The organism is Microbulbifer sp. MI-G (assembly GCF_030440425.1).
In the GTDB taxonomy this organism is placed as follows: Bacteria; Pseudomonadota; Gammaproteobacteria; order Pseudomonadales; family Cellvibrionaceae; genus Microbulbifer; species Microbulbifer spongiae.
Genome location: NZ_CP098023.1, coordinates 547501 through 571590, shown reverse-complemented (window position 1 = coordinate 571590; position 24090 = coordinate 547501). Strand labels below are relative to the sequence as shown.

The 24090-nt window shown below is 52.2% G+C and carries 17 protein-coding genes and 2 rRNA genes (1 of these 19 only partly in view); 13 read left to right on the top strand and 6 right to left on the bottom strand.

What is annotated here, in order from left to right; genetic code table 11:
• Positions 1-220 precede the first annotated feature (220 nt).
• The 12 genes from M8T91_RS02325 to M8T91_RS02270 all read left to right on the top strand — a co-directional run bounded on the left by M8T91_RS02325 (position 221) and on the right by M8T91_RS02270 (position 15657).
• Complete coding sequence (locus M8T91_RS02325; RefSeq protein ID WP_301416436.1) at positions 221-2218, top strand: DUF3857 domain-containing transglutaminase family protein; 1998 nt, start codon at positions 221-223, stop codon at positions 2216-2218.
• A gap of 312 nt (positions 2219-2530) precedes the next feature.
• On the top strand, positions 2531-2881 hold the full coding sequence (locus M8T91_RS02320; protein ID WP_301416434.1) for a PadR family transcriptional regulator: 351 nt from the start codon (positions 2531-2533) through the stop codon (positions 2879-2881).
• Between the two features lie 11 nt (positions 2882-2892).
• Positions 2893-3441: an HAAS signaling domain-containing protein gene (locus tag M8T91_RS02315; RefSeq protein ID WP_301416432.1), complete on the top strand. Its 549-nt coding sequence runs from the start codon at positions 2893-2895 to the stop codon at positions 3439-3441.
• A gap of 24 nt (positions 3442-3465) precedes the next feature.
• A complete protein-coding gene (locus M8T91_RS02310; RefSeq protein ID WP_301416430.1) occupies positions 3466-4629 on the top strand; it encodes a metallophosphoesterase in 1164 nt (387 codons plus the stop codon).
• A gap of 1634 nt (positions 4630-6263) precedes the next feature.
• On the top strand, positions 6264-7844 hold the full coding sequence (locus tag M8T91_RS02305) for a peptide chain release factor 3 (protein ID WP_301416428.1): 1581 nt from the start codon (positions 6264-6266) through the stop codon (positions 7842-7844).
• 66 nt (positions 7845-7910) lie between these two features.
• Positions 7911-8543 (top strand): 1-acyl-sn-glycerol-3-phosphate acyltransferase, encoded by a 633-nt coding sequence (locus tag M8T91_RS02300; protein ID WP_301416426.1) that lies wholly within the window; start codon positions 7911-7913, stop codon positions 8541-8543.
• Positions 8527-9294, top strand: coding sequence for a TSUP family transporter (locus M8T91_RS02295; RefSeq protein ID WP_301416425.1), 768 nt, complete (start codon positions 8527-8529; stop codon positions 9292-9294). Before M8T91_RS02300 ends, M8T91_RS02295 begins: the two co-directional genes overlap by 17 nt.
• A gap of 3 nt (positions 9295-9297) precedes the next feature.
• Complete coding sequence (locus tag M8T91_RS02290) at positions 9298-9648, top strand: hypothetical protein (protein WP_301416424.1); 351 nt, start codon at positions 9298-9300, stop codon at positions 9646-9648.
• A gap of 30 nt (positions 9649-9678) precedes the next feature.
• Positions 9679-11088 carry a M20/M25/M40 family metallo-hydrolase gene (locus M8T91_RS02285; RefSeq protein ID WP_301416423.1) on the top strand — a complete coding sequence of 470 codons (1410 nt, stop codon included), beginning with the start codon at positions 9679-9681 and terminating at the stop codon, positions 11086-11088.
• Between the two features lie 569 nt (positions 11089-11657).
• Positions 11658-13601 carry a DUF885 domain-containing protein gene (locus M8T91_RS02280; RefSeq protein WP_301416421.1) on the top strand — a complete coding sequence of 648 codons (1944 nt, stop codon included), beginning with the start codon at positions 11658-11660 and terminating at the stop codon, positions 13599-13601.
• Positions 13602-13764: 163 nt separating this feature from the next.
• Entirely contained in the window at positions 13765-14532 is a 768-nt protein-coding gene (locus tag M8T91_RS02275; RefSeq protein ID WP_301416419.1) for a hypothetical protein, read from the top strand.
• Positions 14533-14886: 354 nt separating this feature from the next.
• The gene (locus M8T91_RS02270) at positions 14887-15657 is read left to right on the top strand and encodes a VIT1/CCC1 transporter family protein (RefSeq protein WP_301416417.1); all 771 of its coding nucleotides are present in this window, start codon (positions 14887-14889) and stop codon (positions 15655-15657) included.
• A gap of 12 nt (positions 15658-15669) precedes the next feature.
• On the opposite strand, the gene M8T91_RS02265 is transcribed toward M8T91_RS02270, so the two are convergent.
• Complete coding sequence (locus M8T91_RS02265; protein ID WP_301416415.1) at positions 15670-16752, bottom strand: GGDEF domain-containing protein; 1083 nt, start codon at positions 16750-16752, stop codon at positions 15670-15672.
• Between the two features lie 182 nt (positions 16753-16934).
• On the opposite strand from M8T91_RS02265, the gene M8T91_RS02260 reads away from it, so the two are divergent.
• The gene (locus M8T91_RS02260; protein WP_301416414.1) at positions 16935-17453 is read left to right on the top strand and encodes a macro domain-containing protein; all 519 of its coding nucleotides are present in this window, start codon (positions 16935-16937) and stop codon (positions 17451-17453) included.
• Positions 17454-17848: 395 nt separating this feature from the next.
• Here M8T91_RS02260 and M8T91_RS02255 read toward each other — a convergent pair whose 3' ends face one another.
• The 5 genes from M8T91_RS02255 to M8T91_RS02235 all read right to left on the bottom strand — a co-directional run.
• Positions 17849-18829: an alpha/beta hydrolase gene (locus M8T91_RS02255; RefSeq protein ID WP_301416412.1), complete on the bottom strand. Its 981-nt coding sequence runs from the start codon at positions 18827-18829 to the stop codon at positions 17849-17851.
• Positions 18830-18949: 120 nt separating this feature from the next.
• Positions 18950-20014, bottom strand: coding sequence for a class II fructose-bisphosphate aldolase (gene fba / locus M8T91_RS02250; protein ID WP_301416410.1), 1065 nt, complete (start codon positions 20012-20014; stop codon positions 18950-18952).
• Positions 20015-20106: 92 nt separating this feature from the next.
• Positions 20107-21270: a phosphoglycerate kinase gene (locus tag M8T91_RS02245; protein ID WP_301416408.1), complete on the bottom strand. Its 1164-nt coding sequence runs from the start codon at positions 21268-21270 to the stop codon at positions 20107-20109.
• 182 nt (positions 21271-21452) lie between these two features.
• Positions 21453-21568: ribosomal RNA gene (gene rrf, locus M8T91_RS02240) — 5S ribosomal RNA — on the bottom strand.
• A 200-nt stretch (positions 21569-21768) separates the two neighbouring features.
• Positions 21769-24090: ribosomal RNA gene (locus tag M8T91_RS02235) — 23S ribosomal RNA — on the bottom strand (it continues 559 nt past the right edge of the window).

The following is a 24090-nucleotide window of genomic DNA, read 5'->3' as shown; positions in this document are numbered from 1 at the left end:
ATAATCCAGACACCTGTTAGGGTATATTAACCGCCCAGCCGGTGGTAAAACCGCAGTTGCAAACAATAAGAGAAGGACGCCGCTGCAAACACAGCACCGGGGTTATTCGAGCGATGGTCGAGGGGGCCAGAAGACACTGCCGCTCACGCTGTATTATTCCCCGCGCCAGTACCCTGCCCGGTGTCGGAAGATCCATTGAAGAGAACCATTGAGGCCCGCTTTGAGATATCGCTTTCTCGGTCAGATACTGGCCACTGTACTTTTCCTTGTCACATGCCTCGCAAAAGCCGACCCTGAGATCACGGTTGAACCAACCCCGGCGTGGGTGAAAACACTGACACCTGTAGACAGTACACAGCTTCCACAGGGTAGTGTCCGGTATCATCTGTCCAATTCCCAGATACTGCACCAGGGCAAAGACCAGCAATCCTATTTCCAATTGAAGATGGAGCCACTGAACCAACAGGGAGTAGGCGAGATATCCGAGTTGACCTTTGGCTTCTACCCGGCTTTTCAACACCTGGTGGTGCACGATATCAGTATTGTGCGCGACGGCAAGCGCCTGAATCGCCTGCAAAAAGCAGCCTTCAAGCTCTTTCAGACTGAGCGGGAACTCTCCAGCAAGCTGTATTCAGAGCAGTGGAGCGCGCTCTATATCCTTGAGGATATACGCCCCGGCGATATCCTCACTTACGCTTATACCATTCAAGGCAGCAACCCGATTTTTGAGCGCAGTGACTTTGGCCGTTTCTATCTCTCCTGGCCCCAGTCGGTAGACCGGCGCTTTGTACGCATTATCAGCGATCAAAAACTGAATTACCGCTTCAATCGTCGGGACCACCCGGTGACAGTCTCCCGCCACCAGAGCAATTATGTTTACGAACTCGATCTGCGCGACGTTCCCGCTGTGCTCGCAGAGAGTGAATACCCCACCTGGCACGATCCACTGAATTACATCCAGTACTCTGGTTACAGCAATTGGGAACAGGTCAATACCTGGGCCCGGGGCCTCTATGCCATTGACCGCACGCTTCCCGGCAGCTTGAGAAAGCAGCTGGATGCCTGGCGCGAGGAGTCCGGACTAAAAGAGGCGGTGAACAAAGCAATCCGCTATGTGCAGGAGGATATCCGCTATTTTGGCATCGAACTCGGCATCAACTCACACCAGCCAAGAACCCCGCGGGCAACTCTGGAAAAACGCTATGGCGACTGCAAGGACAAGGCGCTTCTATTAACCAGTATGCTCGCCCACCTCGGAGTGCATTCCTCCCCTGCACTGGTATCCTCCAGCCGCGGTCGGGATATTGGCAGGGATATTCCCTCTCCGGGGTCTTTCGATCATGTGATCAACCTGATCCAATTGAATGGCAGGGAATACTGGGTAGACGCCACCGCTGCCGGCCAGGGGATTCAACTCCGGCACAAGGGGTTCTTTAACTACGAACATGCCCTGCCGGTGGCCCCGGCCACCCGGACCCTAAAGAGGGTGGAACCCAGTTTTGCAGAAAAGTCGCTACTGAGTACAGAAATTGAAGAACTGTTTGATATAGACCCGGCAGACAACAGTGCCGAACTGAGGGTCAACACAACTTTTTCACACCTGAAAGCGGAACAGGTACGGCGATTTTTTCTGGCCTCGGATTCCGAACAGATCAAAAACAGCTATACCAATTTTATCGCGACCTATTATCCTGGCGTCGACCCTGCCCCTTTGATCAGCTACAGTGACAACCTGGAGGAAAACCGGCTAAAAGTATCCGAGCACTACCAAATACAGTCGTTTGCCAAATTGAGTTCGGCGCGCAAGATTTTTTCCCTGTATGGATCCGGTATTGTGCAGTATATCTCCAAACCACAAAGGCCAATCAGACGAAGTCCTTTGGCGTTGGTGCACCCCGTTGATATCCGTCAGCGTGCTGTGGCCAATATTCGTGGTGAATTGCTCTGGCAGGAAGCGTTGGGCAGCACCGAGATTGACAACCCCTGGTTCACTTTTTCCCGTACGGCTGAACTCCATGAGGACAGTCTCTCGGTGGAATTCGTCTTTCAATCCAAATCCGATCATGTGAACCAGGGTGATATGTCGGAATATATGGCACAATTCGATAAACTGGACAAGGCACTGCACTATCAGTTCTGGGCCAAGGGAAAGGCTTCTGACCAGCGCAACAACAGCAAAGAGATGAAAAATCTGATTAAATCCCTAATCAATAAATAAAAAAACTGACACCCACGCAGTATGGCGCGCAATGCATCTAAAGTATCCATCTGAAACCTTCACCTACAGGCAGGCAGCCTCGTAATACGTACACACCTGCTCGTCGATTTCACTGTTCGCCTCTGCCGATTTTCTCTCTGGATAGGGCCCCGCTTGTCTATTCTCCTCAGGGCAAAGTAGGCAGGGATTCCTCGCCCATACCGAAGACATAAGGTCTGATAGCTTAAAAATTCCTTGCAATCTTATTCACGATGCATTACAAGTATGCCTTGTAGTGCATAATAACCTTGTAATACATATAAGGAATACAATTTGGAGCCCTTTGAACATAAGTGGGATGTGCAATTCCGAAAAGGTACGCTTGAGATGGTGATTTTGGCTTTGCTTGGTCAAAAAGCCCAGTTCGGCCTTCAACTTCTACAAAACCTTCATCAATTCGAAACGATGAAAATTACGGAGGGCACTTTGTACCCTCTTCTTGATCGTTTAAAGCGAGACGGTGTTGTCGAAAGTTATTGGTTACAAGAAGGTGAGTCCAGACCAAGAAAATACTATCGGCTATCCGATGTAGGCAAAGATAGACTTGGTGGGCTTAAAGCCAGATGGCTGAAATCTGTAAAGGACATCAACCAGCTTTTTCACAAGTACAATCTTGAAAAATAACAGGTTACACAATGGCAAGAAACAAATTAATTTATAACTACTTATCTGAACTGAAGCTTTACTTATCCAGCATCAGTGAGGTTCAGGCTCTGGAAGTGGCCCAAGAAATTGAAAGCCATATCTATGACGCTCTCTCTTTACAAGACAATGCAGAGAATACAGAAATTGAATCAATTCTGGCAAAGTTAGGTACACCCAGGGAATTGGCAGCAGGATATATCGAACATATCGCGATAGGCTGCGCACCGCCAAAAGGCTTAAACCCTTTATCAAGGTTTAAAAAAGGAGTGAGCAGGAGTTTCTACTATTTAGTCTACACGGCTGGATTTGGAATTGGTCTTACCCTGGTTTTAGCTGCAATACTGATGGTGATTACACCTTCACTCTTTGGTGTCTGGCTGGCTGAACATGGCAACAGTGTAGTAATCTCATTTAACCAGCCTGATTACCCGGTACAAGAAATACCGGCTATCGGGTTGGTTCCTATCTCCGCATTGATTGGCTCTGGAACATTATATTTAACTTACAAAATTTCCCGCATATTAAAAATGCATATTTAGAATAATAAATTCAAGGTATAGGCAATGTCTATAATTCTTACCAATTTAAAGCACTTCGGGATTACCTTTATAGTATTGATAACCGGTGTAGTTGCATTTGGGTTATTTATTGGCGCTGATGCCCACTTATTCGAAAATAAACTTGCCTATAAATTGGATGGTGAAGTGCATGTATTTTATGATAATAACACGCTGGTCACCAAAACATTAAGAGGCAATAAGGATGATGGATATTACGTGGATACCAGTACACTTTCCGAAGATGAAACGTTAATCTTTCCCGTTTCATTTCCACTAGATAACAGTACGTTTAATGTCACTATTGATCCTGAAATCACAATACCAGATACAACTTATAACGATGGCGAATCCATAATAGCCCTATCTGATATCGAAAGTGGTTTTAGTGCATTTCGAGAGTTTCTAGTTATTCACGGGGTAGCAGACACACATCTTAACTGGACTTTTGACCGGGGTCATCTTGTACTGGTTGGCGATTTTGTTGACCGTGGTGCCTCCACAACTCAGATTCTTTGGGGAATCTATAAGTTAGAACAATCTGCTAAGGGAGCAGGAGGTAAAGTACACTTCATCATCGGAAATCATGAAATAAAAAACCTTCAAGGGAACTATCAGTCTGCGCAAAAAAAATATTTTTATATTGCAGGCATGCTTGGAAAACAGCAATACCAACTGTTTGATGACAATGCATTTTTAGGCCGCTGGCTGTCTTCTAAAAATGTTCTTGAAGTCATTAATAGTGTTGCTTTCACGCATGGCGGTATTCATCCCAGGATAACTGAATTCGGACTCTCTTTATCTGATATCAATAGCATCGTTCGAAAAGGCTATAGAAGACTCTATTACACTCCAACTCTTGAAACAAAAGAATCTTTTTTACAATCCAGCACAACCGGACCTGCATGGTATCGAGGGTACTTTAAAGATAATTTATCACAACCTGAGGTTGAGCAGAGCCTAAAAGCAGTTAAAGCCAAAGCCGTGGTTGTCGGCCACACATTGCAAAGTAAAATCAACACCCTATATAACAAAAAAGTTATAGCAATTGATGTGAAGCATCCAAAAGATTATTTATTCAGTTTGCCATTCCGGAAAAGCGAGGGTCTTCTAGTCAAAAACGGGAAATACTTTAGACTGCTGGAAAATGGTGAAGCGAAAGAAATTTAATGCAAAAATAATTTATATTACCGGCGCCTTTATCAACTCCTGGCTTTTCTCAATTTCATATAAAATCTTCACGGAACTAACCACATGACACACAAGCTTCATAGGCTGATGTATTTATTCAGAAAAACCTGAAATCAAATCATCAATATTATCAACATTATCAATCTACGAGTCGGCTGATCTGTGTAATGAATACAATTGCATCAAGAGATTTAAAATAATCATGAAAAAAGCACTCTCCAAAGCATAAAATAACCGATATTCAGTTATTGCTGTATTAACAATACCAGTTCTGACAGCCTCAATTGACAGAAACTTTGGCTATTTTTTTGCCTCTGCATTATATTCTATATTTTTGGCAGCAAAAATGGGATTGGTCTGTTTTTGGATTTGGAAATAAATTTACACTGAAAACTATAGTAATAAGTGTTTTTTGACTGTCATATTATTTTTTGTATCCAGTGTTATCGACACACTCCCATACTACCATTTTGAAAAATTCGATCTAAGTTCTTTAGAAGGTATTCGGGGAAATTTTACCAACTACTTGATTTTAATGGTTTTCAGGGGGATGCCGCGTTTAGTGAAAAACTTCTTTTCCAGGGTTACTAGACGCAGAGGTTTGCAAACCCGTTCGAAGGCCCTAATAAAGCCTGGGTGTTGTCGGAAGTATTCATTTCCACCTACTTTGGCCTTTCATCTATCTATCAGGGAACTGCCGGGGTTATAGCCGTTGCACAAGGCGGCTTTTTTCCTTTCAATGATTTATTATTACAATAGAACAATCTGGCTTTGGTCGCACTCGTTCACGGATTTGGCAATACAATCAGGCTTACATTGCTTTATTTGGACAAGGATAGTGCTGTCTATGATTGATTCCTGAAATTGATAGGTGGATGAGTAGAACCCTGTATATTTATCACCTTCACCGGAGCGGATTCTGGCTCCAATTCTAAATCGGGTCTGCCTCTCTACTCTGAGCCCGCACCGTGTGTGGTTCTCATTGATAAAACAAGAGCCAGTCTCTCGTGTCGGCAGAGTACGAAACACACTGCACCGGCCTCTACCAGAAGGAGTCCGTAACAGTAGAATATGAACACCGCCAAAAATACCGCTTCCCTCTTCTGGTTGAGATGCCTGTCGACCAAAGCGTTGCAGCCAGGCTGAACGCTGAAGGCCCAAAAGAACGCTCGAACACCTGTATTCCTCTGATATGCAATGCGCTTAAAGAGCCTGCCCGGTATTTCTCGCATAGGAATTGGAAACTCCGAGCCGAAACAAACCACCACACCCTCAACCCACGGGCAACAGTTATTGTGACCACCCCGATCTCCGAATGCCTGTGGGTATGGCTTACCGCGGTTGTTTGCCCCGAGGGCTGAGCGGAGGTTACATGAGCGGTCAATTATCCGATATCTTCGGATTTCCCTGCCCGCCTTAATACCTCATCTTTTATAACTCATTGATTTTAATAAATTTTTACTGAGAAGAGTACTTCGGAGCACTATTTGAGAAGGGAGTTGGGCATGTGACATTCGGGCTTGATACAATGCCAGCCTTTTGATTTGCAGATTCCGCTTAAGAAAGTCTCCACATGTGTACACTATTGCGTACACAATCGAAGTTTTAATGCCATGAATTCTGATTTTTCCCATAAAATTCAACAACGTAGAACTTTTGCTATCATATCCCACCCGGACGCCGGGAAAACCACTGTGACCGAAAAACTGTTGCTGTTCGGAAATGCGATACAACTGGCCGGCTCGGTCAAGGGTAAGAAAGGGCCACACGCACGCTCTGACTGGATGTCCATGGAGCGGGAAAGAGGTATCTCTGTCACCTCTTCGGTAATGCAGTTTCCCTACAGGAATCGCACGGTAAACCTGCTGGATACTCCGGGGCACGAGGACTTCTCCGAGGATACATACCGGGTACTCACCGCGGTGGATTCCGCACTGATGGTGATCGATGGAGCTAAAGGTGTCGAAGACCGCACTATTAAGCTGATGAATGTGTGCCGCTTGCGGACTACCCCGATTCTTTCCTTTATCAACAAACTGGACCGGGATATCCGCGACCCTATTGAGGTTATGGATGAAATCGAGAAGGTGCTCGATATTCAGGCTGCGCCAATAAACTGGCCACTTGCCTCCGGTAAAAACTTTAAAGGCGTGTACAACCTCTACACCGACACGATTCACGTATTTACCCAGGGACAGGGGCACACCATTCCGGACGATATCCAGATCAAGGGCCTGGATACTGCAGAAGCCCATGCCTTGCTGGGCGAGTATGCAGAAGAAATTCGTGAGGAAATCGAACTGGTGCGCGGCGCCACACACCAGTTTGACCTGGAAGCCTATCTGAAAGGTGAACTCACCCCGGTATTTTTCGGTACCGCACTGGGTAATTTCGGCGTGCGTGAAATGCTAGATGGCTTTGTGGAATGGGCTCCCGACCCACAACCACGGGCAACCCGCGAGCGCCAGGTAGCTCCTATCGAGGAAAAATTCTCGGGCTTTGTCTTTAAGATTCAGGCCAATATGGACCCGAAACACCGCGACCGTATCGCCTTTATGCGCGTGTGCTCCGGCACTTACAACCGCGGGATGAAGGTAAAACACGTGCGTATCGGCAAGGAGATCAAAATTGCCGATGCTGTCACCTTTATGGCCGGAGATCGCTCTCACGTGGAGGAAGCCATTGCCGGGGATATTATCGGCCTGCACAACCATGGCACCATACAGATTGGCGATACCTTTACGGAGGGGGAATTACTCAAATTTACCGGTATTCCGAATTTCGCCCCGGAATTGTTCCGCCGAATCCGCCTGAAAGACCCACTGAAACTCAAGCAACTGCAAAAGGGGTTACAGCAGCTCTCCGAAGAGGGCTCCACACAGGTCTTTTTTCCGCAGGAGAGTAACGACATTATCGTCGGTGCGGTTGGTGTTCTCCAGTTTGAGGTGGTGGCTTACCGCCTCAGAGATGAGTACAAGGTCGACGCCATTTACGAAAATGTCAATATCACCACCGCCCGATGGGTGGAGAGCGACAGCCCCAGGGAAATGGAACATTTCAGGCGCAAAGCAAGCACCAACCTTGCCAGGGATGGCAGTGGACATCTCACCTACCTGGCACCAACCCGGGTAAACCTGCAACTGGCTGAGGAGCGCTATCCGGATATCCGCTTTTATGCCACCCGGGAACATTAGTTTCCACTATGTACCCCTGCCCGGATTCTCCTGCAGATTTACGGGCAGCAGATTGAGAGACCATGAATGAGCCAGCATAAAGAGTTACCGGCAGAGATACCGCGTCTTGGCAACCGTTTTACCGCCGCCATTGGCAGGCTGTTGATCTGGCTGATAGGCTGGCGCCTGGAAGGCACCTTTCCATCGGAAAAAAAAGTGATGGTGGCACTGGCCCCGCACACCTCCAACTGGGACTTTGTTGTGGCCATGCCGTTTATCATGGCCTATCGGGTAAGGATTTCCTGGCTGATGAAGAAAGAGGCCTTTTTCTTTCCCTTCAGGGGGCTATTTACATGGCTCGGCGGCGTACCCACCGACCGCTCTGCTGCCGGCGGTATCGCACAACAGGTGGCATCCCAGTTCCGAGACAATGAAAAGATGTGGGTAGGCATCACCCCAGAGGGCACACGCGAGAAAGTCACCAAATGGAAAAACGGCTTTTTGCGCATTGCCTACGCTGCCGATGTGCCCATTTTCCTGGTTGCCTGGGATTTCCCCCGAAAACGTCTTTGTCTGGACTCCCTGTATCAGCCTACAGGGGACCTGGAACAGGATATGCGGGAAATTCAGCTTCGCTTCAGTAAATATCAGGGATATCACCGCAATAAGCAGACCAACACCCTGAAGGGTAATGCATCCTCCCGTGATAGAACTCAGTAGCGAAATATCCACAAGCACCTACCTGATCTTGACCGCGGTAGCCTTTGCCGCGGGTTTTGTGAGTGCTATCGCCGGTGGTGGTGGCATTATTACCTTGCCCGCCCTTCTTTGGGCCGGCATCCCCCCGCTGGATGCCCTCGGTACCAATAAATTTCAAAGCGTCTTCGGTACACTTTCATCGACGGTCAATTTCCTACAGAAGGGACAGCTGCAATTAAAGCCTCTTTGGCCCGGCCTGATTGCTGCAATTTTTGGTTCTCTGGTGGGCACCTGGACCGTTACCCGGCTGGGCGGCGAAGATCTGCAGATCCTTTTACCGATTCTGCTTATTGCAATTGCGCTATACTTTGCGCTCTCCCCAAGGATATCCGATATCGATTCCAAACCCAGAATGGGCACTGGTGTATTCAACCTGTCCGTGGGTAGCGGGGTGGGCTTTTACGGCGGCTTCTTTGGCCCCGGTATGGGCTCTATCTATGCCCTCGCCTTCGCTGCACTCCTCGGCTACAACATGCGCAGAGCCACGGCATCCACCAAGCCCCTGGTTTTGGCAACCAATACCACCTCAATGATCTTGTTTATCCTGGGTGGTCATCTTTTGCTGTGGCTGGCAATCAGTATGTCTGTTGCCCAGTTTTGCGGTGCACGCATCGGCTCAAACCTGGTGATTTCACGGGGCATCCAGTTAATCAGGCCCATCCTTATTCTCACTACAGTTGCTGTAGCGGTAAAATTATTATTGGAGGCGTAAAAGGTGGGCATAATCTTAACGCTATTACTGTCGCTTAGCGCTTTTGTTATCGTTGTCTGGACGTTGATGCACCTGCGCACACCCAGATTCCGTATGGATAGGCAAAGTTTTGTCAGGGGGCTTGAAGATGTGATTTCCGGGCAGGCCAGTGAAACTGAATGGCGCGCTCTGGTAGCCTGTCCCATGCGTCACGATCCCAGGCTGGAACAGTTGCGCCTTGAGTGCCTGAAGATTGAAGAACGTGAATACAATGAGGGCTCTCCCTATTTATTTACCCAAGCCGGCATCAAACAGTTGCGTGAGGTGCGTCGCCAACTCCTCACTGAAATAGCCGGCCAACAGCCTAAATCCTGAACCCAATAAACATTAACCAAGGATAAACCCATGTTTAAACGACTGTTGACCCTAACCGGGAGCTTGATAGCCGCCATGGCCCTCGGTGCCGTCCAGGCCAAGCCACTTCCCCAAGAGGACCTCTCGGTTGCCGAAGTGCTGCGCGACCGCGCACTGGAGTCCTCCGATGCCTACAGCATTGTGGAGTCACTGACAGTGGAAGTCGGCCCACGCCGCGCGGGAACCGAAGGTGACCGCCGCGCAGTTGCCTGGGCCCAGCAAAAAATGAAGGCGCTGGGTTTCGACCGGGTGTATACCGAGCAGGTCGAAGTGCCGCGCTGGGTGCGCGGTCACGCACATGCCGAAGTGATTGCACCCTACCCACAGCCACTAGTCGTCACCTCCCTGGGATTTGGTGTCGCCACACCGGAGGATGGGCTGAGCGCAGAGATTGTCGAGTTTGCCGATGTGGAAGCGCTGTTAAAGGCACCGCCAGAGCAAGTGAAGGGCAAGATTGCCTTTATCAACAAGCGTATGGAAAAGGCCCGCACCGGTGAAGGCTATGGCCCCGCGGTTCAAGGACGCAGTAGGGGGATGCGTGCAGCCGCCACAAAAGGCGCCGCAGCGCTGCTTCTGCGCTCCGTGGGAACAGACTCTGACCGTTTTGCCCACACCGGCATGATGGCGATCGATAATATTGAAAACCCGGTGCCCGCTTTGGCGCTCTCGGCACCGGATGCGAATTTGCTCGAAGCCATGCTCAAGCGCGGCGGGCCCGTAGTGGTCAGACTTGATGTCGACAATGAACGCCTTGCCGATGGCCCCTCCTTCAATGTGATCGGAGAGATCACCGGCCGCGAGCGACCCGAAGAGGCCATGGTGATTGGGGCCCATCTGGACTCCTGGGACGAGGGCACTGGCGCCCTTGACGATGGCGCCGGCGTTGCTATTGTCCTGGAGACGGCCAGGCTCATCGCAGAGCTGCCAGTTCGCCCGCGCCGCACCCTGCGCGTAATTCTGTTTGGCGCCGAAGAGATAGGCTTGGTAGGTGCCAAACAATATGTCGATGCCCACCGTCATGAACTGGACAATATTATCGCCATATCCGAATCCGATTTCGGCGCGGGGAAAATCTGGCGTTTTGACACCCGCCTGCCCGAGAACAAATTCGATATCGCCGACCAGATGATGCAGTTGCTCGCACCCCTCGGCATTGAACGCGGCAATAACGCCTCTTCCGGCGGTCCGGACAGCAGTGTATTCGTCGCCCGGGGCGTACCCGCCTTTGGCCTCTACCAGGACGGCACAGATTACTTCGACTACCACCATACCCCCAATGACACACTGGACAAGGTTGACCCAGAAAACCTTCGCCAGAATGTCGCAGCCTGGGTCGTGATTTCCTTCCTGGCTGCGGAAATGGAAGGCGATCTGGGCCGCATTCCCACTAAAACAGATTAGGCCGGGAATCAAGCCAGAAAGACCCCCCTTTGCCCATACCAAAAGCCCCCGCTGTGGGGGCTTTTCATTACCCCCATAGCAAGGTCTCCTCCAGCAGCTGTCACTTCTCTTGTGCAAGTGCCCTGTCCACAACCTCTCACCGGCATGGTGTTATTACAGACTTGTTACTCACAGAAACCATGGATAGAGCTGTGTATAACTCTGGTATATCCCTCGCCAGCAGCCGATATGCCGTACCTGTACCCCGAGCGTGTAAAAAAGCAGCACTCCAAGTGACCCTTTGCAGAACCTCTGCATCACAGACACACCCTGGCTATCCACTTCTGCCAACCTTTTCGGTCTTATTGCCATCATTTGCAAGGTTACATAGAGGAGTTCGAATGCAAGGGGAAACCGGTTTGGTCTTCTGGATAACATCAGAGCCTGCAGCGCTATACAGATTCAAGTGGGGATAAGGCTCACTCCGTATGCAACTCCCTGCCCAGAGAAACCCTGCCAATTGGAAGCCCCACCGCTCAACGCACAGAACCGGCCTTTGAAAGCGCCTGAATCGACACCCCAGGGATTTCGTGTCAAAGTTACAGGCATTTATTGATACAACGAATGACCGAGACCGAAAAATGCCGATTACGCTGAACAATCCTTTGATTCCCGGCCTGTTGGCTGTCGCCATCTTCACAGGCTGTCAGGCCGATAGGGGCACAGAGGCAACAGCTCTGACCGACAAGGTCCAGAGCACCCCTGCAGAGGCGCCTGTCACCTTGGACGCCGAAGCGGAAACACACCGCCTGACCGAGTGGCTGGATGCACGGTACGAAGAGCAGTTACAGTTCAGCCCCATGCAACTGTCCTATCTCGGGCGCAAGGAGCTGTACGATCAAATAGACGATATGAGCGAGGCTGCAGAGGCGCGCCGGCTGGCCTGGATGGAGAAGACCGTTGCCGACCTGAAGAAGCACTTCCACTACGATAAGCTGACCCAGGAAGGGAAAAATTCCTACGATATCTGGCACTTCCAGTTTGAACAGGCCAGGGCAGCCGAACCCTTCAAGCGCCATGGTTACATCTTCGAGCAAATGGGCGGCTCCCAGTCACAACTACCCAACTTCCTGCTGAACTTCCACAAGGTGGACACTATCGAGGATATGCAGGCCTATATTGCCCGTATCGGCGGTATCTCCCGCGCTATCAACCAGTTGCTTGAGCGGGCCGAGCTGGCCGCCAAGGCGGGTATCCGCCCACCGCGCTTTGCCTTTGAGGGCGCTATCGAACAGTCCAGCAAGCTGATTGACGGCGCCCCCTTCAAGAATGGTGATGACGCCCCCCTGTGGGCCGGCGCCAAGGGCAAGATTGCCGCATTGCTGGAAGCCGGTAAGATCAACCAGAAACAAGCTGACAAGCTGACCGCGGACGCCCGCAGGGCCCTGGAAACCCAATTCCTGCCCGCCTACAAAACCCTGATCTCCTGGCTCAAGGAAGATATGCAGAAAGCCTCCGCGCAACCCCAGGGCGCCAGCAGCCTGCCAGACGGCCCGGCTTTCTATAACCAGCGCCTGGCCAATACCACCACCACCAAGCTGACCGCCGATGAGATCCATAATATCGGGCTGAAGGAAGTGGCGCGTATCCGGGGAGAAATGGAAACCATCAAGGAGCAGGTGGGCTTCAAAGGTAGCCTGCAGGAATTCTTTACCTTTATCCGCGAGGACAAGCAGTTCTACTACCCAAATACCGACATGGGCCGCCAGAGCTACTTGAATGATTCGAAAGCCTTTCTCAACGATATCAGCACCAGGCTGCCCGAGTACTTCGGGTTGCTGCCCAAGGCAGAGCTGGTGGTGAAGCGCGTTGAGTCCTTCCGCGAGCAGGACGGTGGAGCCCAGCACTACTATCCGGGTACCCCGGATGGCACCCGCCCTGGGGTCTATTACGCGCACCTGTCTGACATGAGCGCCTACTCCACCACCGATATGGAAACCGTGGCCTACCACGAGGGCAATCCCGGCCACCATATGCAAATCTCCATTGCCCAGGAGCTGGAGGGTATCCCGCTGTTTCGCACCCAGGCGCACTTTACCGTCTACTCAGAGGGCTGGGCACTGTACTCTGAGAAGCTGGCCAAGGAAATGGGGGCCTATGAGGACCCCTACAATCTGTTCGGTCATCTGACTGCCGAAATGTGGCGTGCTATTCGCCTGGTGGTGGATACCGGTATGCACGCCAAGGGCTGGAGTGAAGAGCAGGCGGTGGAATACTTCCTGGAAAATTCCGCAATCCCGGAAACTGCTGTGCGCTCCGAAGTGCGCCGTTACCTGGTATGGCCGGGACAGGCCACCGCCTATAAGATCGGTATGCTGAAAATCCAGGAGCTGCGCAGACAGGCCGAGGAGCAACTGGGCGATAAGTTCGATATCCGCGGTTTCCACGATACCGTGTTGGGCGGCGGCGCTCTACCGATACCGGTACTGGAGAGCCGTGTAGCCCGCTGGGTGAAATCTGTTCAGGGCGCCTGATTGTAGGCGCTTAACCCGAGCAAAAAAGCCGTTTCGCCTATGCAACACGCTCGGTAAATCCACTCTACCGCACCTTCTGTGGTAGCTGTGCGGGGCTGTGGCTTGGGGAATTGCTTTTTGGAAACCCATTGATACTGACAGGGCTTTGCATGGGGAATATACCATGAAAAAACTGGCTATTTTTTTCTGTGTTCTGGCTGTGCAGTGCATCACCATGCCCCTGTGGGCGAAGGCCATACCTACAGAGATTACCGTGCGCGCCCAGGCCAGGGATGCGAAATTTATTGGCTCCTCCATTGGGGGTGCCATGGTCATTATCCGCGCGGCGGATACCGGTGAGATCCTTGCCAAAGGACTGACCCAGGGCAGTACCGGAGATACCGGCAAGATCATGAAAACCCCGCGGGAACGCTATCTACCGATCGCCACCGGGGCAGCGCACTTCACTGCAACACTGGATATCAGCAATCCGGTGTTTCTTACTATTGAAATCCTCGCCCCATACATTAAAAAACAGGCCCGGGTGGTTGCGCAAACCCAAACCTGGCTGGTGCCTGGCAAACCCATCAATGGCGAAGGGCTGATCGTGGAAATACCGGGTATGGTGGTGGACTTGCTCAATCCGCAGACACACCTCTACACTGGCCTCGACCAGAGCCCTTATGAGATCCGCGCCAACGTGGTGATGATGTGTGGCTGCTCAATTACCGAGGGCGGCCTCTGGGATGGCAGCACAATTGAAGTGGTGGCGCAGGTAAAAAAAGAGGGAAAGATCTTTGCCACAGTGCCGTTAAAGTTACACGACACCATGAATACATTCAGTGCCCTTTTTTCCACCGATACACCCGGTGTCTATGAAATCCTGGTCTACGCCTATGACCCAAAGACCGGTAATACCGGTGTTGACAGAGGCAGCTTTATCGTACATTAAAGCGTGCGAATAGATTGCAAGCGACAAATAGTCTTGCCGGGTCCATGAAAAAGCATGCCGGTAAGGTGCACACCACCGGCGGCGATCCAGGGCATTCCACCGGCCCGCGGCCCAATGAGACATTGCCGAGCCGGAGGGGTTGGATATCAAATTCCATCTCAACCTTGCAAGTCAGTACAGTCAGTTACCCTCCTCCCAGATGCGCACGACAGCAATCACTGCGCAATGGCACCTGGTGCCGAGCTTTGATCTAGAATCTAGCCACAGCCTACCGTGCCCCCGACTTGTGACTTTGCGGCATAAACACACCGTTATAGCGGCGCGGAGATAGGCTCCAAAGGGAGAGCCCTTGTAATGGGAGGAAAAAAAGGGAAGCTGGACAAAGCAGATCGATACGCCCTGCTCGAAGAACACCGCCCGGAACGTATTCAGGCGCGCCTGCACCGCGCACCCAAATCCCAGCGGGTTTCCGATTTTGTTCTGGGAGCTATTGATGGCTGTGTCACCACCTTCGCCATTGTAGCCGGGGCATTCGGTGCCGGCTTTTCCGAAGCAGTGGTGCTGGTCATGGGCTTCGCTAACCTGATTGCCGATGGCTTCAGCATGGCTGTGAGCAACTACGAGGCCACCAGCGTGGAGCGGGCGCAATTGGCGGCGGCAACCCGCACCGAATGCCAGCATATTGCCCTAGTGCCTGAGGGAGAACGGGAGGAAATTCGCCAGATCTTTCACCGCAAAGGATTTCATGGGGAAATACTGGAACAAATCGTCGCTACCATTACCGCCAATCGCAAGCTCTGGATAGAGACCATGTTGGCGGAGGAATACGGCATCAGTCGTTTCGCACGCAAACCCCTCGGGGCGGCACTGGTGACCTTTTTCGCGTTTATTGGAGTGGGCGCCATACCACTGCTGCCTTATCTTGTTCAACCGCTGGACACAACACAGCAATTCTACATCAGCACGGTTTTAGCAGCTTGCACTTTCTTTGCCATTGGCCTGTGTAAAGGCTTGGTGTTTTCCCGCCGGATACTGGCCTCGGGGCTCACAACGCTGATTTTTGGCGGGGCTGCAGCCGCGCTCGCCCTGGGTATTGGCTTTTGTCTGCGCAGCTTTATCGCTTAACAGTCATCACTATCAGGCCGCAACCACCTTGTTGCGGCCACTGTTTTTCGCACAGTACATACGCTTGTCTGCTTCTGCAAGCAACTGATTGTGAGGACAACTGCGGCTATTGCCTTCCACGACACCAAAACTGATGGAGACTTTCACCGGCTGTACGTAACGGCGGCTTAGAGTCTCTACCCTGCGGCGCAACTTCTCTGCCAGTAGGCTGCCACCACGCACATCCGCGTTGGGCAGCAAGAGCAGAAATTCCTCGCCCCCCCAGCGCGCGACAATATCCCCCGCACGGGTGTTGTCCCTGAGCACCCTGGCAACATCCTGCAGAATACGATCACCGAACGCATGCCCGTAGGTATCGTTGATCGTCTTGAAATTATCGAGGTCGCCAATCAAGATCACATATTTACTGTGCAGCTCCCGATTGCGGTGCTCCAGGTCGTGGATGGCACGGTAGGCTTCGCGACGGTTGGCGAGCCCGGTCAGGGCATCTGTGGATGCGTTTTTCTCCAGTTCCCCTGTCAGTCGTTCCAGCAGCTGCTGTGTCTGGTGACGACTGCTATCAAGGAGCGCGGTCAGGGCTGTGAGAGCACCGAAGACTGCGATAAAGCGCGCGCGGTAAGCGGTGTCATATGTGGCAGTAAAACCGGGAAACTCAGGGTAGAAAAGCACACACGCGGTGGCAATACCGATACCCAAAAGGGCAACGGTGCCGGTTTTGTAACCGTAAAGGTTGATAAAACCGGGAACCAGCATAACAGCCCACATCAAGCCGGTGTTGTTCACGCCACCGGTTAATAGCAGATAAAAGTAAAGTGCCAACAGCAGACCCCCAACCAGTAGCGGTGTCTTCTCACTGGGGCCTGACACATTGATGATGACGTAAGTACACAGGATGATCACTGCAACCACCGACAGTGTTATCGCCTGCAGTATTTCTGTGACAGACAGAGCAATGACGGCCATGGCGCCTGTTACTGCCATGGCGAATATCAACATATAAGAAGCGGCCAGGATGCGGCGGCGGAGGTCTATCTGCCGCATCTCCTCCACCGACGTACAAAGCGTGGGATTCTGTTTATTATACCCTGAATGCATGATTATCTCTGTTGCCAAACAGACCGCAGTGGTCCCCAGTCCTGCAGCCCGGTGCCCGCACATGACTCCAGCAGAAGGCACCTGCCACAGGAGCGCAGCAGTGCTGAGTATAGGGGGATTCTTTCTGCAGCCAAAGTCGCACGCTAAAGTATTAGTAAATCACACTTTGGAAATGGGACACCGTGAGACCAATTATACTGACCTGGGGCGATATTCTGACACTACATGGGGATGCACTTGTGTGTCCAGCGCACAAACACCTGATTTGCGGGCGAGGTCTTTCCGCACAGATTTATGCGCGCGGTGGCGTGGAATTGGTAACACAGTGCCAACTGCAACCCGAATGTGCCGTAGGTGAGGCCCGTCTCACTCGAGCCTACCAATTGGGGGTAAACTATCTACTGCACACGGTGACACCCCAGTGGAGCAGCGGCGACCAATGGGGCGCACAGGCCCTGCAGCAATTGCGACACTGCTACGAAAATGTGCTAGCGCTGGCAGAACAAAACGGCCTAAAATACCTTCTCTTTCCCGCATTAGGGGCCGGCACCAATCGTTTTCCCCATGCAATTGCAGCCCATCAGGCACTGGCGGTGCTGACAGCATGCAGTGGCCAATTTGAACAGATTACTATCTGCCTGCACACACCAGCCGCATTGGGGGAATGGCAGGAGGTTAAGCAACAATTTTTTTCAGTGTGACAATTTTTCACCTGAGCATAGAAACGGTTGTGAATCAAATTTTCACTTATGACAATGCTGCGGCAGAAGTCTAGTCTATTCTTCCCGCAGGTGCTGAAACCACATTGCACCAAAGGGAAGAACCATCGGTGCCACCACCGGTTTTTCCCAATAGAGTTCCCCAGCAACAAAGGCAGGCTGATTTTTCTCTATTTTATTGCCTTGCCAAACACGCCCGAATTTTCTCTCAAGGCATCGGATAACATCGCTACGGAATAATGACAGGCCGACGCAATATCCAGTTAGTGTTTATTGTGTGGCTACCGGGACTGAACCAATCTACCCTATCGCAATAATGCCCCTATCACAGTTCACCCTCACGGAGAGAAAATCCTCTCTGCCTGCCGCAAACTCTTTCAGCGGTTCAACCAGTCGTCCATCGCCGCCAGTATCTGGTGCCGATAGGGCTGTGTTTCATTGATCATCTGGTGGCGGGCACCGCGAATCAATACCCTGTGGCAATGGGGAAATCGGTCGCGGATCGCACGCATATCGTAGCGCCAATCCACTGTACCATCACCGGTGCCCTGCACAACCAGCATTTTGCGGGGATTTCGTGCGGTTTTAGGGAAGGTTTTTATCCAGTCCACCATGGCACCGAGCCAGCACATGGAAATCACCTGGGACTGCAGAGGATCGCGCAACGCCTGGCGCCGGGAGAATTCCGCATCGTGGGTATTGATATTGAATTCACGGCTGGGCTCGCTGATAAACAGACGCCCCAGGTAGTACTTCCACTTGACCAGGTGCCAGTTTGCCGGGCGTACCAGTGGGGCAAGCAGGAAAATCTTATCCAGTGGCTGCCAGCGACTGTATTGCAAGTGGACCATTAACGCCGCCCCCCCGGTACTCTGCCCCATACCATGCCAGGGTCCTGGCAGCTTGTCGCTGGCAATATAGAGAAGGCGGTCAAATACCTGGCGGTATTGCAGGAAGGTCTGTATGGCTACCCGCTCCCCACTGGAAAGGCCGTGACCCGGAAAATCGAAAATCACCACATTCAGGTTGCGCTCCAGGCCGAAGCGAATCGCCGGACCATAGATACCGGTGTGATCAAAGTATCCGTGACAGATAAACAGTGTGCCACGGGGGTTCTCCACCAGCCAGTATTGTGACACCAGCTCAAAGCCCGCTGCGATAAAGGTGCCAACCCCAGTTTTGTGGGCGAGCGGGAAGTGCAGGTCATAGAAATTCCGATAGTCCTGCAACTCCGTTACCAGTGGGGCCGCGTCACTATTGAAGTCAAGTTGTGGCAACTTCCGGCGCAGCGCCGAATAGTCCGGGCGCTTGATCACCGGGCTGCTTTCAAAGTTACTGATATCTTGCAAGGTATCCATTGGATCAATGGTACTGCATTTTTCAGTAAGGAAGTGACGGTGTGGCTGGCCAATAGATATTCTGAATCAATAAGGGCACGCGCGATAACCGCCCCCGTGGCTTTTAGCGCAAGTAACCGCTCACTTAATTGCTGGCTCCAATTCGCCAGCGGCATAGCGTTCACTCATGGTTTCAAGGCTGACAGGGCGAATCCCGCTGGCCTGGCCAGCGCTGCCAAACGCTTCGTAGCGGGCCACACAGATCGCCCTCATCGCCTGCAGAGTGGCTTTGTAGAATTTACGTGGGTCAAATTCAGAGGGATTCTGGGCCAGGAAGCGGCGAATAGCGCCGGTAGAGGCCAAACGCAGATCGGTGTCGATGTTGACCTTGCGCACACCGTGCTTGATGCCCTCACAGATCTGCTCCACAGGCACTCCATAGGTTTCGGGAATTTCCCCCCCAAACTCGTTGATCACCGCCAACCACTCCTGTGGCACTGAGGAAGAGCCATGCATCACGAGATGGGTATCGGGAATACGAGCGTGGATCTCCCTGATGCGACCAATGGCAAGGATATCGCCGGTGGGCGGGCGGGTGAACTTATAGGCGCCATGGCTGGTACCGCAGGCAATCGCCAGAGCATCCACCCTGGTCTTCTGTACGAAATCCGCTGCCTCTTCCGGGTCTGTCAGCAACTGCTCCTTGGACAATTTGCCCTCGGCGCCAACACCATCCTCCTCTCCCGCCATGCCGGTTTCCAGGGAGCCCAAACAACCCAATTCACCTTCAACGGAAACACCGCAGGCATGTGCCATATCCACCGCGCAGCGGGTTACATCGACATTGTACGTATAGGAAGCCGGTGTCTTGCCATCTTCCTGCAGCGAGCCGTCCATCATCACAGAACTGAAACCCAACTGGATCGAACGCTGGCATACCGCAGGGCTGGTGCCGTGATCCTGGTGCATCACCACCGGGATTTCCGGAAATTCCTCAATAGCGGCAAGGATCAAATGGCGCAGGAAAGGTGCCCCGGCATATTTACGCGCTCCGGCAGACGCCTGCACGATAACGGGGGAGTTGGTCTCCCTGGCCGCTTCCATGATCGCGCGCATCTGTTCCAGATTATTTACATTAAATGCGGGCACCCCATAGCTGTGCTCTGCGGCGTGGTCCAGCAACTGGCGCAGGCTGATAAGAGCCATAATTCATTCCTTTCTCGTTTCTTCGTCGTATCTGTAATTGTGCTTTTATCAATTGCCAGCAATCATTGACAGGCATGAGTTGAAATGCTGTCTCAATCGTTTGCACGGGACTCCAGCATGGCTACCGCCGGCAATGTCCGGCCCTCTACATACTCAAGGAAGGCCCCACCGCCAGTGGAGATATAGGATACTTTATCGGCAACGCCGTATTTGTCCACCGCTGCCAGGGTATCACCACCACCGGCGATAGAGAACGCATCACAACCGGCGATTGCCTGGGACAAATGCTCTGTGCCGGCACCGAACTGGTCAAACTCGAAAACCCCCACAGGGCCATTCCAGATAATGGTTCTGGCGTTTTTTAGGATCTGCGCCAGCTGCTCGGAGGACTGGGAACCAATATCAAAGATCATATCGTCTTCAGCCACAGCATCGGCTGACTTGGTTACCGCCGTGGCAGTTTCGCTCAACGCCTTACCGGTCACCACATCCACAGGCAGAGGGATATTGCATTTCTCCATCAGCCCTCTGGCGGTATCCACCAGATCGTATTCACACAAGGACTTCCCTACCGGCTTGCCGCTGGCAGCAAGGAACGTGTTGGCGATACCGCCGCCGACGATCAACTGGTCCACTTTGTCAGCCAGACTCTCCAGAACGGTCAGCTTGGTAGAAACCTTGGCACCGCCGACGATCGCCACCAGCGGACGCGCCGGCTCGGCCAGCGCTTTTTCCAGAGCTTCCAGCTCCGCAGCCAAAAGCGGGCCAGCACAGGCTAGCGGGGCATACTTGGCCACACCGTGGGTAGATGCCTGGGCCCGGTGAGCAGTACCAAAAGCATCCATCACAAAGACATCACACAACTGTGCATAGGCCTTGGCCAGGGCCTCATCATTCTTTTTCTCACCCAAATTGAAGCGCACATTCTCCAGCAGAGCCACCTCGCCATCAGCCAGTGTCACACCGCTGCGCCATTCCTTCACCAGCGGCACTTCACGAGCCAGCAACTCGCCCAGATACTCAGCGACAGGAGCCAGGGAGAGTTCTTCTGCGTATTCCCCTTCGACCGGCCGCCCCAGGTGGGACATCAGCACTACCCTGGCACCAGCATTGATCGCGGCCTGGATCGTGGGAATTGCCGCACGGATGCGCGCATCAGAAGTGATTCGCCCACCCTTCAGCGGGACATTCAGGTCCTCGCGAATGAGTACACGCTTACCTTTCAAGTCCAGACCTGTCATCAGCTTGGCCACCATCCACCAGTCCTCTTCTACTTGATTAGCTGAAAATGTGGGCGCGGAGTATATCAACTGCCCTCTGCCGTTGACGACAGCAAGACAAGGAAAAAGCCCTGGCCGCGAGGGATCAGGGCTTTGCAATATACCCCAAAAAAACAAAACCCCCGCAGGCTTCCCTGCAGGGGTTTTCTCTTTTAAAAGCCTGACAGTGACCTACTCTCACATGGGGAGACCCCACACTACCATCGGCGATGCTGCGTTTCACTGCTGAGTTCGGCAAGGGATCAGGTGGTTCCACAGCTCTATGTCCGTCAGGCAAACTGGCTCCGGGTGGCGTTGGTCTTAAGAGCCTTAACTCTGCCCGCCGTGTTATCGCTGTTTGCCTCGGTCAGTGTGACCGGCGATAACCCCAAATCATTCGGTAAAACACCCTGTAGTAATACACCGCAAACCGCCTGTTGTGTGCCTTTCTATACACAATCCACTCGCTCAGTCGCCAGTAACCATCTCTGTTGTATGGTCAAGCCGCACGGGCAATTAGTACTGGTTAGCTCAACGCCTCACAACGCTTCCACACCCAGCCTATCAACCTGGTAGTCTTCCAGGGCCCTTCAGGACTCTCAAGGAGTCAGGGAGATCTTATCTTGAAGGAGGCTTCCCGCTTAGATGCTTTCAGCGGTTATCCCGTCCGAACATAGCTACCCGGCAATGCCACTGGCGTGACAACCGGAACACCAGAGGTTCGTTCACTCCGGTCCTCTCGTACTAGGAGCAACTCTTCTCAAATCTCCAACGCCCACGGCAGATAGGGACCGAACTGTCTCACGACGTTCTAAACCCAGCTCGCGTACCACTTTAAATGGCGAACAGCCATACCCTTGGGACCGGCTTCAGCCCCAGGATGTGATGAGCCGACATCGAGGTGCCAAACACCGCCGTCGATGTGAACTCTTGGGCGGTATCAGCCTGTTATCCCCGGAGTACCTTTTATCCGTTGAGCGACGACCCTTCCATTCAGAATCGCCGGATCACTATGACCTACTTTCGTACCTGCTCGACATGTCTGTCTCGCAGTCAAGCGCACTTATACCATTATACTCATTGCATGATTTCCGACCATGCTGAGTGCACCTTCGTACTCCTCCGTTACTCTTTGGGAGGAGACCGCCCCAGTCAAACTACCCACCATACACTGTCCTCGATCCGGATCACGGACCTGAGTTAGAACCTCAAACATACCAGGGTGGTATTTCAAGGACGGCTCCACAATAACTGGCGTTACTGCTTCAAAGCCTCCCACCTATCCTACACAAATAGGCTCAAAGTTCAGTGCAAAGCTGTAGTAAAGGTTCACGGGGTCTTTCCGTCTAGCCGCGGGTACACTGCATCTTAACAGCGATTTCAATTTCACTGAGTCCCTGGTGGAGACAGCGTGGCCATCGTTACGCCATTCGTGCAGGTCGGAACTTACCCGACAAGGAATTTCGCTACCTTAGGACCGTTATAGTTACGGCCGCCGTTTACCGGGGCTTCGATCAAGAGCTTCGCCTAAGCTAACCCCATCAATTAACCTTCCGGCACCGGGCAGGCGTCACACCCTATACGTCCTCTTACGAGTTTGCAGAGTGCTATGTTTTTAATAAACAGTCGCAGCCACCTGGTCACTTCGACCGGCCTCAGCTTAGGGAGCAAGTCCCATCACCAAAACCGGCGTACCTTCTCCCGAAGTTACGGTACCATTTTGCCTAGTTCCTTCACCAGGGTTCTCTCAAGCGCCTTGGTATTCTCTACCTGACCACCTGTGTCGGTTTAGAGTACGGTTCACTATTGCCTGAAGCTTAGAAGTTTTTCCTGGAAGCAGGGCATCAACCACTTCGTCTCAAAATAGAGACTCGTCATCAGCTCTCAGCCTTAAGGACCCGGATTTGCCTAAGTCCCCAGCCTACAACCTTAAACATGGACAACCAATCGCCATGCCGGCCTAGCCTTCTCCGTCACTCCATCGCAGCAATAGCAAGTACAGGAATATTAACCTGTTCCCCATCGACTACGGCTTTCGCCCTCGCCTTAGGGGCCGACTAACCCTGTCCCGATTAGCGTTGGACAGGAACCCTTGGTCTTCCGGCGGGGAGGTTTTTCACCCCCCTTATCGTTACTCATGTCAGCATTCGCACTTGTGATACCTCCAGCCAACCTCCCGGTCAACCTTCAGCGGCTTACACAACGCTCCTCTACCATGCTCCTAAGAGCATCCGCAGCTTCGGTTACCAGTTTGAGCCCCGGTATATCTTCCGCGCGGGCCGACTCGACTAGTGAGCTATTACGCTTTCTTTAAAGGATGGCTGCTTCTAAGCCAACCTCCTAGCTGTCTGGGCCTTCCCACATCGTTTCCCACTTAACTGGTATTTGGGACCTTAGCTGGCGGTCTGGGTTGTTTCCCTTTCCACGACGGACGTTAGCACCCGCCGTGTGTCTCCCGCGATTGCACTCCACGGTATTCGGAGTTTGCATGGGGTTGGTAAGTCGGGATGACCCCCTAGCCCAAACAGTGCTCTACCCCCGTGGGTGAGACGCGAGGCGCTACCTAAATAGCTTTCGAGGAGAACCAGCTATCTCCCGGCTTGATTAGCCTTTCACTCCGATCCACAGGTCATCCCCTAATTTTTCAACATTAGTGGGTTCGGTCCTCCAGTTGATGTTACTCAACCTTCAACCTGCCCATGGATAGATCGCCGGGTTTCGGGTCTATTGCCTGCAACTAAACGCCCTGTTAAGACTCGGTTTCCCTACGGCTCCCCTAAACGGTTAACCTTGCTACAGACAATAAGTCGCTGACCC

Coding starts and splice junctions, on each gene's coding strand:
- M8T91_RS02265 (WP_301416415.1), bottom strand. CDS start 16,752: ATGCATTCAGGGTATAATAAACAGAATCCCACGCTTTGTACGTCGGTG.
- M8T91_RS02310 (WP_301416430.1), top strand. CDS start 3,466: ATGTCTATAATTCTTACCAATTTAAAGCACTTCGGGATTACCTTTATA.
- M8T91_RS02300 (WP_301416426.1), top strand. CDS start 7,911: ATGAGCCAGCATAAAGAGTTACCGGCAGAGATACCGCGTCTTGGCAAC.
- M8T91_RS02270 (WP_301416417.1), top strand. CDS start 14,887: ATGGGAGGAAAAAAAGGGAAGCTGGACAAAGCAGATCGATACGCCCTG.
- M8T91_RS02255 (WP_301416412.1), bottom strand. CDS start 18,829: ATGGATACCTTGCAAGATATCAGTAACTTTGAAAGCAGCCCGGTGATC.
- fba (WP_301416410.1), bottom strand. CDS start 20,014: ATGGCTCTTATCAGCCTGCGCCAGTTGCTGGACCACGCCGCAGAGCAC.
- M8T91_RS02245 (WP_301416408.1), bottom strand. CDS start 21,270: ATGGTGGCCAAGCTGATGACAGGTCTGGACTTGAAAGGTAAGCGTGTA.
- M8T91_RS02315 (WP_301416432.1), top strand. CDS start 2,893: ATGGCAAGAAACAAATTAATTTATAACTACTTATCTGAACTGAAGCTT.
- M8T91_RS02275 (WP_301416419.1), top strand. CDS start 13,765: ATGAAAAAACTGGCTATTTTTTTCTGTGTTCTGGCTGTGCAGTGCATC.
- M8T91_RS02285 (WP_301416423.1), top strand. CDS start 9,679: ATGTTTAAACGACTGTTGACCCTAACCGGGAGCTTGATAGCCGCCATG.
- M8T91_RS02305 (WP_301416428.1), top strand. CDS start 6,264: ATGAATTCTGATTTTTCCCATAAAATTCAACAACGTAGAACTTTTGCT.